Origin of the sequence: Stutzerimonas stutzeri (genome assembly GCF_024448715.1) — a bacterium.
Lineage (GTDB): Bacteria > Pseudomonadota > Gammaproteobacteria > Pseudomonadales > Pseudomonadaceae > Stutzerimonas > Stutzerimonas stutzeri_AR.
Genome location: NZ_JAMOHZ010000001.1, coordinates 95,854 through 108,331, shown reverse-complemented (window position 1 = coordinate 108,331; position 12,478 = coordinate 95,854). Strand labels below are relative to the sequence as shown.

Genomic DNA, 12,478 nt, shown 5'->3' with positions numbered 1-12,478 from the left:
TTCATACAGCAGGAACGTGCCGATGATTCCAGCCCCTCTGATCGAAGCCTTGCGCAGCGCCGATCACGTCGTGGTTTTTACCGGCGCCGGCGTTTCGGCTGAAAGCGGCATACCCACTTTTCGCGATTCACTGACCGGACTATGGGAGCGCTTCGATGCCACCTCGCTGGCTACGACGGAGGCCTTCCAGACCGATCCGGAATTGGTCTGGGGCTGGTACGAATGGCGACGCATGAAGGTGCTGCTGGCTCAGCCGAACCCGGCGCACCGAGCCATTGCCGAGCTGGCCCTACATGTGCCCCGCCTGACGCTGATAACGCAGAACGTCGATGACCTGCATGAGCGCGCCGGTAGCACGAACGTCATCCATCTCCATGGAAGCCTGCATCAGCCGCGCTGTTGCAAATGTGGCGAGTCCCCGAACCAGCCGTTGGGCATGCCCAACGAGCCGGAAGGCGGCCGCCGGGTGCAACCGCCGCCCTGCACGACCTGCGATGGGCTGTTGCGCCCCGGTGTCGTCTGGTTTGGAGAAAGCCTGCCTGCCGGCGCGCTGAACGCCGCGTTCGAGGCCGCCGAGACGTGCGACCTGCTGATTTCGGTCGGCACGTCCGGCATGGTTTATCCCGCAGCAGAGGTCCCCGGGCTTGCCTGGCGTGCCGGAGCGGTCGTCGTGCACGTCAATCCCTTGCCCCAGACCAATCAACGCGAGCGGGAATACACCTTGGCTGGCCCAGCGGGTGAACAGCTGCCGGTATTGGTCGCGCAGGCGTTCGAGATTCGTTGAACAGGCGCCGCCGCTATAGGCTGACCGAACCGATAAATTGCTGCAGCTCGGCTGTCTGCGGATTGGCGAACAGCTCGCGCGGATCACCCATCTCATGCACCTTGCCGTGATGCATGAACACCAGCTTGCTGCCCACCTCTCGGGCGAAGCGCATCTCGTGGGTCACCATCACCAACGTCATGCCTTCGCTCGCCAACTGCTTCACCACGGCCAGCACTTCATTGACCAGCTCCGGGTCCAGCGCCGATGTGATTTCGTCGCAGAGCAGGACCTTGGGTGACATTGCCAGCGCGCGGGCAATCGCCACGCGCTGCTGCTGGCCACCGGACAGGCGCTCGGGATAGGCATCGAATTTCTCCGCCAGCCCGACCTTCTCCAGCATCTGCCGCGCCAGCCGCTCGGCTTCCGCATGGGGCGTCTTTTTCACCACCTTGACTGCCAGCATCACGTTCTCGCCGGCAGTCAAATGAGGGAAAAGGTTGAATTGCTGGAACACCATGCCGACTTTCTGCCGCAGGCTGCGCAAGTCAGCGCGGGCGGCATCCAGGTAATCGCCGTCGACTTCGATGACACCGTCATTGATCGTCTCCAGCCCGTTGAGCGTACGCAGCAAGGTGCTCTTACCGGAGCCACTGCGACCGATGATGGCCACCACCTCGCCCTTCTCGACTCGCAGATCGACGCCCTTGAGCACGTGGTTCTCGCCGTAATACTTGTGCAGCGCCGATACGTTAAGCAGTGACATTCAGCCTCCTTTCCAGGTGATACGCCGCGAGTGACAGCGGATAGCAGAGTGCGAAGTAGCCCAGCGCGACGAGGCCATAGACCATGAACGGCTCGAAGGTGGCGTTGGCCAGCATGCTGCCGGTCTTGGTGAGCTCGGTGAACCCGATGATCGAGGTGACGGCCGTGCCCTTCACGACCTGCACCGAAAACCCCACGGTGGGCGCTACCGCGATCCTTAATGCCTGAGGCAGCACGACATATCGCAGCGTTTCCAGCCGGGTCATTGCCAGGCATTCGGATGCTTCCCATTGCCCGCGGGAGACCGACTCGACGCAGCCACGCCAGATCTCCGCGAGAAAGGCACTGGTGAACAACGTCAGCGCCACGGCCGCGGCGAGCCAGGCGGACACCTCCACCCCAAGCAGTGCGACGCCAAAGAACACAATGAACAGTTGCATCAACAGCGGTGTGCCCTGAAACAGCTCGATATAACCGTGAGCCAGGATGCGCAGCCAGCGGATCGGTGCAATCCGCGCCAGCATTATCAGCAGCCCGACCACGCCGCCACAGACGAATGCCACCAGTGACAGCACCAAGGTCCATTGCAGGCCGACCAAGAGGTTGCGCGCGATATCCCAGAAGGTGAATTCCATCAGCGCGCTCCCACGACGTAGCGCCGACCGATCCAGCCCAGCAGTTGCCTGATCAGGATGGCCATCGACAGATACAGCAAGGTGGTCACCAGGTAAGTTTCGAACGCACGGAAGTTGCGCGACTGGATGAAATTCGCGGCGAACGTCAGCTCTTCGGTGGATATCTGCGAACAGACCGCTGATCCGAGCATGACGATGATGATCTGGCTCGACAGGGCCGGCCAGACTTTGGCCAGCGCCGGACGCAACACCACATGGCGGAAGGTTTCCATGCGAGTCAGCGCCAATGCCGACGCGGCCTCAATTTGCCCATGGGGAATCGCCTGGATGCCGGCCCGGATGATCTCGGTGGAATAGGCGCCCAGGTTGATCACCATCGCCAGCACCGCGGCTTCCCACTCATTGAGGCGCAACCCCAGCGCAGGTAGCCCGAAGAAGATGAAGAACAGCTGAACGATGAATGGAGTGTTGCGGATCAGCTCGACGTACAGGCCGAACAGGTAGTTGAACGGCCGAATCCGCCAGGCGCGCACCAGCGCGCCTGCGATGCCCAGCCCAACCCCCAGTAAAGTGCCGATGGCGGTCAGGCCCAGGGTGAACATCGCGCCTTGTAGCAGCACATCGGTGTTCGCCAGGACCGGACCGAATTCCATCTGATAAGCCATGGTCGATCTCCAGATCCGGTGGTGCCCTTACAGGTCCGCCGGCAGGGGTTGCTTGAGCCACTTCTCGCTGATTTCACTCAGGCTGCCGTCCTGTTTGGCCGCCGCGAGGATGTCATTGACCTTCTTCAGCAAGGCCGGCTGGTTCTTGTTCAGCCCGACATAGGTCGGCGAATTCTTCAGATTGAGTTTCATGCTCGGCAGGCGCTTCGGATTACGCTCGGCGATCGCCGCCATGACCACGTTGCCGCTGGCAATCAGATCGACCTGTCCGGATAAATAAGCGGCGATGGTCGAGTTGTTGTCTTCGAAGCGCTTCAGGGTCGCGCCCTTAGGGGCCGCCGCACTGAGCTCAATGTCTTCAACGGAGCCACGGGTAATGCTGATGGTCTTGCCATCCAGATCCTCAAGGTTCGACACCTCAGTCTCCTCGGGGCCGAACACGCCCAGGTAGAACGGCGCATAGGCATCGGAGAAATCGATCACCTGCTCGCGTTCGGCGTTCTTGCCAAGGCTCGACACCACCAGATCGACCTTGCCCGTGGTCAGGAACGGAATCCGGTTGGTGCTGTTGACGGCAGTCAGTTCGAGCTTGACGTCCATCTGATCAGCCAGCAGCTGCGCGGTATCGATATCCAGGCCGCGCGGCTGCAGGTCCGGACCCACCGAGCCGAACGGCGGGAAATCCTGAGGCACTGCCACTTTGAGCACGCCCCGCTTGGTGATGTCCTCCAGACCGTCTGCGACGGCAGCGCCGCTGGCCAGCGTGATGCCCAAGCACAGGGCGGTGATCAGTGAGCGAGTCGCGTTGAGCATGATGGAGCTCCGATGGATGGAAGACGGCATCGGCTTTGCACGCGTCATGCCAGTGGAGCAGCAAGTCCCTTGTAAGGGGGCGGCACGCCCCAACTGGTACGACTGGTCTGAACAGTTCTGATCCGACCTGCTTGCGTTTCGTCCCTTTGCGGTGCGGTGTCGCCCGATTACGGTGCGTGGGGATGCATAGAAGCGGTTGAAGCCACCCAATGAATAGCTGCACTCGACTAGAGCCTTGCCCATGCAACCCATCAACCGAGCAGTACCCGAATATGCGTTTGCCTCGATCCGTCAGCTGATCGAAGACGACGCCTATCAACCCGGGGATGCCCTACCCTCGCAGCGCGAACTGGCCGAACGGTTCGGCGTCAGTCGCGCCTCGCTGCGTGAAGCGCTTTCCTCGCTCAGCGCACTTGGGCTGGTACGAATCCAGCCTGGCAAAGGCGTGTTCGTTCAGGACCAGCCAGACCTCGCCGCCGATGCCGAACAGGCTCAGGGATGGCCGTTTGCAACACAGGTTTCAGCAGCGGACACCTTCCAGCTGCGCTTTGCTCTGGAGGGTTTCGCATCGAGTCTCGCCGCTTTGATGCTGAGCAGGGACGAACTGGACGCCTTGAGCGATAACGTCGAAGCGATGCGTCTGGAATTGCGCGCTCAAGCATTCGAACCTGCAGCGCAACTGGATTTCGATTTCCACCGCCGGATTCTCCGTGCCGCCGGAAACCAGGCAATCGTCGACATACTGACCAGCCGCTCGGACATCTACCTGGAAAGCCAGAAGCTGCCTTTCATACGCCCCGAACGGGCCATGGAAACCTGGCAGGAACATCGCAGGATCCTCCGCGCCCTGTCGCGCCACACGCCGTCCACCGCACAAAAAGCCATGCAGGCGCACATACGAGCCGCCGCCTCGCGCACTGGCATCAGCTTTGCCGGACCTGCCGCTTGAGTGCAGTCAGCGATGCGCCCTACTTGAGTCCGGCGATACCCGCCACGATTAGCGCGACCGACGCGAGCTTGACCGGCGTCAGCGCCTCGCCCAGCAACAAGGCGCCCAGCAACACCGTGCCGAGCGTGCCGATACCGGTCCAGATTGGATAGGCGACGCTTACCGGCAGCTCGCGCAACGCCAAGGTCAGAAAGTAGATGCCAGCGCTGGCCGCGACGATCACCAGCCCGCTGGGAGCGAGCCGGGTGAAGCCGTCGGCATATTTCATCGCCAGTGCAAACAGCACTTCAAACCCTGCCGCCAACAACAGGAACAACCAGGCGCTGGCCATCAGAAGTCCATCGCCAGCTCTGCCAGGCGTCGTTGCGCCATTGCATAGGACGCTTCGAACGCCATTCCGCCGAACTCATCATTTTCTACCGCGACGACTTCGACATCGGTGATGCCGATCAACCCGAGCACATCGCGCAGGTGGGTATCGGCATGATTGAGCCGTGCATTCGCGCCATCCGGGCCGTACCCGCGATCTCCGCGAGTGGTGATGATCAAACCGCGCTTGCCAAGCACCCGTGGCTTGTACTGGCTCGCCGGATCTTCAGGGGTGAAATCGAAGGTGCGGCCGATACGGACAATCTGATCGATCCAGGCTTTCACTCCGCTGGGAACGCCGAAGTTGTACATGGGCGCTGCGATGACCAGACGATCCGTGGCTAACAACTCATCGACCAACTCGTCACTGAGGGCGAGCTCTGCGCGCATCGCCTCCGAGCGTTCACGGGGATCGTGAAAGGCGGCCGCAACCCAGCCCTCGGTAACGGGCGGCAGAACGATGCGACCCACCTCCCGGCGCGAGATATCACTGTCGCGCTGCTCGGCTGCCAGGGCCTGAAGAAAATGATCGAGCAAGCGCCGCGAATGTGAGCGTTCGCCGCGCGGGCTGCCTTGTATGGCTAGAATTTTTTTCATCGGTTATCTCCATGAGCCGCACCGATGCGGCCGTCGGAGCTAAATTATTGGCCGCTGCGAATGACCGCAAATGAGCAATACTCTTCCCGAATGAGCTGAATTCATCTGGGGCTTCTGATGTTTGCAAACTTGCCACTCACCGCGTTGCGTACTTTCGAATCCGCAGCGCGACTGCAAAGCTTCAAGGCGGCGGCCGAGGAGCTTGCCGTAACGCCTACGGCGGTGTCGCATCAGATCAAGGCGCTTGAAGGCTGGCTGGGCGTACCACTGTTTCAGCGGATGGCCCGCGGCGTGCGCCTGACCGATTGCGGTGAGCGGCTGTTTCGCAGCCTGCATGGCGCTCTGCTGGAGGTCGTGCAAGCGGTCGACCAGTTGCGCCCCCAGCCGAGCACCGGGAACCTGACCCTATCGGTTACGCCGGCCTTCGCCGCGCTCTGGTTGATTCCGCGCCTCGGGCGCTTTTATCAGGCGCACCCCGGCATCAAAGTGCGTGTCGAGACCAGCACCGAACTGCTCGATCTGCATCAGGACGCCAGCATCGATTTGGTAATCCGCTATGGCTATGGCAATCACCCCACCCTGCACAGCCAGTGCCTGCTCGACGAATGCTTCGGTGTTTATGGCGCACCGGATCTGCTCGCCTCGCTCGACCCGGCTCGGCTGACGCTGATTACCGTACGCTGGCGCAACCCACAGCTTTATGATCGCAGCTGGAAAGCCTGGTGCGGAGCCGCTGCCGAATCATGGCTGGAAAGCGCCGAGCTGCGCGAATACGACGACGAACACTACGCGTTGCAGGCCGCCATCGCCGGGCAAGGTCTGGTGCTGGCGAGCAATGTGCTGGTATCGCAGAGTCTGGCGATGGGGCTGTTGCAGCCCTATCGCGCCGAGGTCACGGTGCCCGGTGCATCCTACACGGCGCTCTGCGTGCCCGGCCGCGAGCGCCATCCGCCAGTGAAGGCTTTCTTCGACTGGCTGAACGACGAGTCCGCCAGTCGCTGATCCCTGTCAGGTTAGGGCCGTGACCACCGCTGTCTGATACGCCGCACGCAGTTGCAGTCGCTCGTACCAGTCACGCAGGTGCGGCAGGTCTGGTCGCTCGATGGGCATCTCGAACCAGGCGTAGGCGAAACAACCCAGCGGAATATCACCCATCCCGAACGAGGCGCCGGACAGATAAGGCTGCTCGGCCAGGGTTTGGTCCGCGATGGCCATGAGCTTGCCGCATTCCGCCACCGCGGCCTGTACGGCCGGCATGTCGCGTTGGTCCGGCGCCGTGCGAACGATGTTCCAGAACACTGTGCGAAAGGGAGCGGCCAGTGACGAGGTAACCCAGTCCATCCACTTGTCCGCCTGAGCGCGTTGACTTGGGTCGGGGTTCCACAGCGCGCCTTCGCCGTACTGCGCAGCCAGATACCGCACGATGGCATTGGATTCCCACAAGACCAGCTCGCCGTCTTCCAAGCACGGCACCAGCTGATTCGGATTCTTCGCGATGTAATTGGCCTCGCCGACGACCCCGAAGGCGCCACCGGCATCGATGCGGGCATAGGGAACACCCAGCTCTTCCAGGCACCAAAGCGCCTTTTTCACGTTGGTCGAATTGATCCGACCCCAGAGTTTCAACATGCGATTGCGCTCCTGTCCGCTGACGTTTGCCGTCAAAGCCGCAACCCTAGCCGTAAACCGATGTCAGCCGCTAGCGATACGCCGCACCACGGTTAGCGAGTCTTTCCTCTGTCGGCCAGCAGCCGTGTGGCACCTTGGGCTTTCTGCGTGTACCAGAACACGCGGCTGACGCCACGGGTGATCGCCACGTAGGCCAGGCGAAGACTCTCGTCGGCCATGGCCTGGTCGTAGCTGTTGCGAAAGAAACCGCAATAGGCATATAGCGCGTTGCGCAACGGATGGCGTTCCGCTGGCAGGCAGTCATCGACGATGATCGCGACCTCGGCCTGCAGCCCCTTGGCGCGGTGAATTGTGTAGGTCTTGACCGGTAGCTTGCGATCCAGCTGTGCCTCGATTGCACGCAAGGGTTCGTTGCGCCGGCTGAGCACCAAGACCGCATTGCGGTCCGCATTCGGGCGACTGGCGACGTGCTCGCACTGGGCCTGGATGTCGCGGATCAGCTCTGGCAGTCGCGTCTTCACATCGAAGCGGGTAACCAGTTTCACTCCGTGATCGCCCTGCTGTATTGCCTTGGCCGCCTGGCTGGCCTTTGCCTGCTTGAACGCAACTGCGCTCAATACCGCCTCGCCATCTCGGACAATCGGCTCGATCGAGCGGTAGTTGGTTTCGAGCATCAACACCCTGCTCTTCTTCGAGGCACCTCGGCTGGGGAAGTACTTGTCGAAATCCATGAACAGTTCCGGCGAACTGCCGCGCCAGCCATAGATTGATTGCCAGTCGTCGCCGATGGCCATCAGGCTCACGGCCTCGTCCTGGCGCGACAATGCATGATGTAGCGCCTGCAGCCACTGCACGATTTGCGGTGAGATGTCCTGGAACTCATCGATCAGCAGGTGGCTGAACGGCGCCAACGCGGCGGTCGATACACCGTGGTCGGACGCCGCCAAACGCTGGGTCAACGACTGAAAGGCACCATTGAAAGTAGTCAGCCCCTGGCTCTCCAAGAGCGCCTGAAAGTGCTTCCAGAACAGAATCAGCGCTTCGATGAAGGCGCGCTCACGTGGCGAGCAGTCCATTCGGGCAGGCTGCATGTGTTCGATCCGGATGCCGATGCTCTCGATGAAACCGGCTTGCGCATACAACGCTTCGAACAGCGGCAGCGGGGTGAACTCACCGGCCAGTTTGAACCCGTCCAATGGCGCCTTGGGTACGCGTTTGCCTTTCGACTCGCCAGGCTGCGGCAACTGCAGTAATTCGTGCACCCGCACGCGGAAAGCGTCTTCTTCGACGTAGCAGGTTTGATAGGCCTGCTTCAGCAGCCGCTGCTGTGCCGGACGCAAGCGCGAGGAAGTCAATGGGTTATCCAGCTCGGTGGGCGATGCGCCCTTTTCGTCCAGTTGCTCGAACCAGACCGGTTTGCCTAGTACGTCTTTGGCGAGGACCGCCATGGCCGAATGAAAGGTTCGTACGCACTGGCGCGCGCTGGCTGGATCGAAATCGAAATTCCAGAAACTCAGCACCTTGATCAGCTGCTCACGCAGTTGCGAGCAGGAAGCATTGGTGAAGGAAATGACCGTCAGCCTTTCCGGCGCGATGCCCATATGGCACAGCATGAACACAACGCGCAGTACCAACGTGGTGGACTTCCCCGAGCCGGCGCCAGCAAAGATGCGCGTCACCGGGCTGTCACTGAGGATCATCGCCCACTGTTCGTCCGAGGGTGCGCAAATCACGCCTGCCTCTACAGCACGGCCGACGCGCAAGCGCATCGCTTGGACCTGCTGGTCCTCGACCGATAGTTTCGCTGGGCCATAAATACCTTCACTGGCGGACTTGCGGGGTTTCGCCCGAGGCTTGATGGGTTTCTCGGCAAGTGGGGGCTTCTTCGGATGGCGACCGGCCTTGGCAGATTGTTTGGCAACGCGCTTGGCCGTTGGTGTCGAAACCGCGCTTGGCCAGCGGCGCAATACCAATTCTTCCTCCGATCGCATATAGGCCGATGTACGAGGGAAACAACGCGCCAGAGCTCCTGACAAAAGCAGTTTGTAGCGCTTGACGGCAGACAGCATTGGATACCAACCAGACCATGAGTAGGTGATTGATATGGTAAGGGTTTTTCGCATATGACTGATGCTGAGGCGAGGAGCGGTTACCGGCGCCAGTGCCGTTCAGCGTCTCGGTAAGCATGCTAAGCGCAGGAACTGCAGCGCTTTCGGGGCTTGTCATCGACGTGCTGCGGCTTCCAGCGATGCATCAGTCGCTCTTCACGTTCGTCGGTTGCGTGGCACCCTGCTCGCGGGTTGACTACTAACCTGTACCGCCATCTCGAATGCTTGCTGATCCTTATCCATTACGCCGCAATCGACAGGATCTTATGTACAGAATCGGTTTCGCCTGCATGTATCGTCATCCCGGCCATAGCGAGTCGCTGAAGGAATTGGAGGCGATCGAGCGATCGTTCAACCCACGTTCGACCACATTGCGCTGGCTCAATAGCGTGTCGCAGGAGGTTGCGCGGGAAAAGCTGAGCGGCATCATCGAACACAATCTGGCAGCACAGCTGCGCCTGCTCGAATACGTCGGCACATTGCCTCAGTCCATGCGCATGCTCCGCTTGAGCAGCGATCTGCTGCCCTTCTATAGCCATCCCGAGGCGGCCGAGTTTTATCGCCAGACCGAAGTTCGCAACAGTATCGAGGCGGGCTTTGCAAAGATCGGCGAGCATGCCAGAGCTCTGGCTATCCGCCTGTCGCTGCATCCCGGCCAGTACTGCGTGCTGGGCTCGGACAAACCACAGGTAGTTGAAAACAGCTTGGCGGAATTCGAGTATCACGCCGACATGATTCGGATGATGGGCTTCGGCCGGCAGTTTCAAGACTTCAAATGCAACGTGCATATCGCCGGACGGTTGGGTATCGAAGGGATCCGCGCGGTGTGGCCGCGCCTTTCGCAAGAAGCGAGAAACAGCATCACCTTCGAGAACGAAGAAAAGACCTATGGCGTCGATGACTGCCTGCAACTCGCTGATCTGGCGCCGGTGGTGCTGGATATTCACCACTGCTGGATCAACGAGGACCATTACATCGATCCGCACGACTCACGCGTCGCGCAAATCATCGACAGCTGGCACGGCGTGCGACCGACAATGCATTACTCGCAGCCACCCGAAAGCCTGATGGAGATAGGTTTTTCCGCCAACGAAAAGCTGGAAATGCCGATCCTGCTGGAGAAAGTCAGCAAGCGCGATCTCTACAGCCACAGCAAGCGCATGTGGAACCACTGGACCAATCTATACGCGAGGGAATTCCTCGACCGTTTCGACATCATGTTCGAGGCCAAGGACAAAAATCTCGCGACACGGGATTACTACCGCGACTATCTCGTCTAGTCAGATACTCACGGCGGATCTAGCGGGCGCCAGGGATCATCGACTAGATAAAGCGGAGCGAGGCGAAGCTCGGGTACAACGGCGCTGCATTTGCAACTGCATTGAATGTTCATCCTGCGCGAACCCCGTGACGGTTTGCGCAGGATGGCAGAAGGTCAAAAATTCCTTAGTCGAATTTCCTGCTCTCGCCGTCTGGCCAGCGCATCGGCGGCGATCAATGCCAGCAACGGCAGCACGCCGACCTTCAGCCCCAGTTCCCATGATCCAAGGAACCCAATCAGTACCGCTCCTACAACAACGATGGCAGCAATGCAGTGAGCGCAGAAGCGCCACAACTCGAGTGCAACGACCTGAGCATTCTGGTTGTTGATCATGGTGAGCCCCTCTTTCTTGTTGTAATCGCTTTGTACACTTTGAGCGTAGTCAGCCTACGTGCGAGCGCAAACACATTTTTGTTTCAGAGATGTGTCTATCTCGCCGGTTTCAGGGTTTTTTGAAGTGGTTGAGGTCAGCTTTCATAGGGGTCAGTCATAGCAAGATCGGCAGACAGAAGGATTCGCTCGACCGGGGTGGTCATACCTCAATCCGAATAATCAGGCCGCTCCGTCGTGAACAATTTTGCCCAGTGCGCACCGCAAGATCTCGATGGTGCGGTCTACGTGTTTCAGCTTCTCCAGTCCGAAAAGGCCGATACGAAAGGTCTGAAAGTCAGCCGGCTCATCACATTGCAGCGGTACGCCTGCCGCGATCTGCAAGCCTTGCGCGGCGAATTTCCTGCCGTTCTTGATATCGCTATCGTTGGTGTAACACACCACCACACCCGGCGCCTCGAAGCCGCCGGCTGCGACACTCGAAAATCCCTCTTCGGCCAGCAACGTTCGGACGCGCTGCCCCAACTCCAACTGTTGGGCGCGAACGGTCCCGAAGCCATAGGCTTTCGTTTCCAGCATGACATCGCGAAAACGCGCCAGGGAGTCGCTCGGCATGGTCGCGTGATAGGCATGACCACCCTGCTCGTACGCCTGCATGATCTGTAGCCACTTCTTCAGATCGCAGGCAAAACTGCTGCTCTGGGTTGCTTCGACGCGCGCCTGGGCGGCCTGGCTTAGCATCACCAGGGCGCAGCAAGGCGACGCGCTCCAGCCCTTTTGCGGAGCGCTGATCAACACATCGACGCCGCATGCCTGCATGTCTACCCACAGCGCGCCGGAAGCGATGCAATCCAGAACGAACAGACCGCCAACCGCATGCACCGCATCCCCCACGGCATGTAGGTAATCGTCAGGGAGGATCATCCCGGACGAGGTCTCGACATGCGGTGCAAACACCAAGTCCGGCTTTTGCGCCGCGATGGTTGCGATGACTTCATCGATGGGAGGGGGAACAAATGCAGCCTGAGGCTTTTGGCTTTCCGGTCGCGCCTTGAGCACGGTGGAATGCGCCGGGATCGAGCCCATCTCGAAAATCTGCGTCCAGCGATAACTGAACCATCCGTTACGGATCACCAAACACTTGCGGTCATGGGCTAGCTGACGCGCAACCGCCTCCATGCCGAAGGTGCCACTGCCGGGCACCACGACGACAGCATGAGCGTTGTAGACAGTCTTGAGCGTGGAGGAGATATCGTTCATTACGGTCTGGAACGACCGGGACATGTGATTCAAAGATCGATCGGTGTACACCACCGAATACTCGATCAGTCCATCGGGATCGACACTGGGAAAGAGGTCCGACATGGATAACTCCACAGGCAAGAGCTAGCCCTCGACCCTGCCCGAAGCTGATTCGCTTTACAAGGTTTACGCACCGCCCTTTCAGCGATTGATGTCGCCGCCGCGATACAGCGAGTCGACTCCTACCGTCTGCCCTAACGCCAACAGAAATAAGCCTGCGCTATCTACGCAC

General features: G+C 60.2%; 14 protein-coding genes. 4 read left to right on the top strand and 10 right to left on the bottom strand.

Annotated elements, in window-relative coordinates:
* The first annotated feature begins 22 nt into the window (after positions 1-22).
* On the top strand, positions 23-784 hold the full coding sequence (locus NAV33_RS00475; protein ID WP_255975796.1) for an SIR2 family NAD-dependent protein deacylase: 762 nt from the start codon (positions 23-25) through the stop codon (positions 782-784).
* A gap of 13 nt (positions 785-797) precedes the next feature.
* Here NAV33_RS00475 and NAV33_RS00470 read toward each other — a convergent pair whose 3' ends face one another.
* The 4 genes from NAV33_RS00470 to NAV33_RS00455 are packed head-to-tail and all read right to left on the bottom strand — an operon-like array spanning position 798 to position 3,641.
* The gene (locus tag NAV33_RS00470) at positions 798-1,529 is read right to left on the bottom strand and encodes an amino acid ABC transporter ATP-binding protein (protein ID WP_255975794.1); all 732 of its coding nucleotides are present in this window, start codon (positions 1,527-1,529) and stop codon (positions 798-800) included.
* Positions 1,516-2,166, bottom strand: coding sequence for an amino acid ABC transporter permease (locus NAV33_RS00465; protein WP_255976960.1), 651 nt, complete (start codon positions 2,164-2,166; stop codon positions 1,516-1,518). Before NAV33_RS00465 ends, NAV33_RS00470 begins: the two co-directional genes overlap by 14 nt.
* Positions 2,163-2,828: an amino acid ABC transporter permease gene (locus NAV33_RS00460; RefSeq protein WP_255975792.1), complete on the bottom strand. Its 666-nt coding sequence runs from the start codon at positions 2,826-2,828 to the stop codon at positions 2,163-2,165. The genes NAV33_RS00465 and NAV33_RS00460 overlap by 4 nt, the downstream gene beginning before the upstream one ends.
* A gap of 27 nt (positions 2,829-2,855) precedes the next feature.
* Complete coding sequence (locus tag NAV33_RS00455; protein WP_255975790.1) at positions 2,856-3,641, bottom strand: transporter substrate-binding domain-containing protein; 786 nt, start codon at positions 3,639-3,641, stop codon at positions 2,856-2,858.
* 241 nt (positions 3,642-3,882) lie between these two features.
* Here NAV33_RS00455 and NAV33_RS00450 point away from each other — a divergent pair, with 241 nt between their 5' ends.
* A complete protein-coding gene (locus NAV33_RS00450) occupies positions 3,883-4,590 on the top strand; it encodes a FadR/GntR family transcriptional regulator (RefSeq protein WP_255975788.1) in 708 nt (235 codons plus the stop codon).
* Positions 4,591-4,609: 19 nt separating this feature from the next.
* Here NAV33_RS00450 and NAV33_RS00445 read toward each other — a convergent pair whose 3' ends face one another.
* Positions 4,610-4,921 (bottom strand): DMT family transporter, encoded by a 312-nt coding sequence (locus NAV33_RS00445; RefSeq protein WP_255975786.1) that lies wholly within the window; start codon positions 4,919-4,921, stop codon positions 4,610-4,612.
* A complete protein-coding gene (locus NAV33_RS00440; RefSeq protein ID WP_255975784.1) occupies positions 4,921-5,556 on the bottom strand; it encodes an FMN-dependent NADH-azoreductase in 636 nt (211 codons plus the stop codon). Before NAV33_RS00440 ends, NAV33_RS00445 begins: the two co-directional genes overlap by 1 nt.
* A 117-nt stretch (positions 5,557-5,673) precedes the next feature.
* Between NAV33_RS00440 and NAV33_RS00435 the strand changes: the two genes are divergently transcribed.
* A complete protein-coding gene (locus tag NAV33_RS00435) occupies positions 5,674-6,558 on the top strand; it encodes a LysR substrate-binding domain-containing protein (protein ID WP_255975781.1) in 885 nt (294 codons plus the stop codon).
* 6 nt (positions 6,559-6,564) lie between these two features.
* Here the strand turns inward: NAV33_RS00435 and NAV33_RS00430 are convergent, their stop codons facing one another.
* Both NAV33_RS00430 and NAV33_RS00425 read right to left on the bottom strand, forming a co-directional pair.
* Positions 6,565-7,185 carry a glutathione S-transferase gene (locus NAV33_RS00430; RefSeq protein ID WP_255975779.1) on the bottom strand — a complete coding sequence of 207 codons (621 nt, stop codon included), beginning with the start codon at positions 7,183-7,185 and terminating at the stop codon, positions 6,565-6,567.
* Between the two features lie 92 nt (positions 7,186-7,277).
* Positions 7,278-9,254: an ATP-dependent helicase gene (locus NAV33_RS00425; protein WP_255975777.1), complete on the bottom strand. Its 1,977-nt coding sequence runs from the start codon at positions 9,252-9,254 to the stop codon at positions 7,278-7,280.
* Between the two features lie 305 nt (positions 9,255-9,559).
* Between NAV33_RS00425 and NAV33_RS00420 the strand changes: the two genes are divergently transcribed.
* A complete protein-coding gene (locus NAV33_RS00420) occupies positions 9,560-10,573 on the top strand; it encodes a UV damage endonuclease UvsE (RefSeq protein ID WP_255975774.1) in 1,014 nt (337 codons plus the stop codon).
* A gap of 155 nt (positions 10,574-10,728) precedes the next feature.
* On the opposite strand, the gene NAV33_RS00415 is transcribed toward NAV33_RS00420, so the two are convergent.
* Positions 10,729-10,947: a hypothetical protein gene (locus NAV33_RS00415; RefSeq protein ID WP_255975772.1), complete on the bottom strand. Its 219-nt coding sequence runs from the start codon at positions 10,945-10,947 to the stop codon at positions 10,729-10,731.
* 219 nt (positions 10,948-11,166) lie between these two features.
* A complete protein-coding gene (locus NAV33_RS00410) occupies positions 11,167-12,309 on the bottom strand; it encodes an aminotransferase class V-fold PLP-dependent enzyme (RefSeq protein WP_255975770.1) in 1,143 nt (380 codons plus the stop codon).
* Positions 12,310-12,478 lie beyond the last annotated feature (169 nt).